This window comes from Rhodococcus sp. IEGM 1351, assembly GCF_030056875.1.
Lineage (GTDB): Bacteria > Actinomycetota > Actinomycetes > Mycobacteriales > Mycobacteriaceae > Rhodococcus_F > Rhodococcus_F opacus.
Window position 1 is genome coordinate 1 of record NZ_JASHKU010000103.1, and the last position, 560, is coordinate 560.

A 560-nucleotide genomic window follows, 5' to 3' on the forward strand; every position below is an offset into this window, starting at 1 on the left:
CAACCCACCCTGAGCAGCAGAAATGGCGCCCACATAAACCCGAGGAGCGCCACATCAGTTCCTGCACGTCACGCAGGCTCAACGCGAAGCGGTGATACAGCCACACGGCGTGGCTGATGATCTTCTTCGGGTAGCGGAAGCCCTTGTACGACGAATCTGCGCTGGTCGCGGTCGCCCATCCTCCCAGCGGTCACCCGCACAGCCAAGTTGACGATGACTGCTCTGCACCAGCGTTATCGCGCGCTGGCAGCATCTCCCCGAGGCATAGCGCGAGGTGGTCGATGTGGTCCGCCCGACAGGATAGATCGCATCCGTCCGCATGACGCTACGGAAGTTGTCTATTGTCATATTGATTCGAAGACTGCGGCGATTCCCTGGCCGCCGCCGATGCACATGGTTTCGAGGCCGTAGCGGCCACCGCGGCGTTTGAGTTCGTGAAGCAAGGTCGTCATGATACGGGACCCGGTGGCTCCGACAGGGTGGCCTAGTAGTACTTTGTTAGGTGGGGAAGGTGTGGTGGCACAGTGGGCAGGTACCGACCCAACGGGCAAGTGCGCGTT

2 pseudogenes are annotated in these 560 nt (G+C 61.1%); both read right to left on the reverse strand.

The features are described 5' to 3' along the window. Window positions 1-187, reverse strand: a pseudogene (locus QM806_RS40955) (hypothetical protein); the annotation flags it as partial. 157 nt (window positions 188-344) lie between these two features. Continuing rightward, a pseudogene (locus tag QM806_RS40960) lies at window positions 345-560 on the reverse strand (hypothetical protein); the annotation flags it as partial.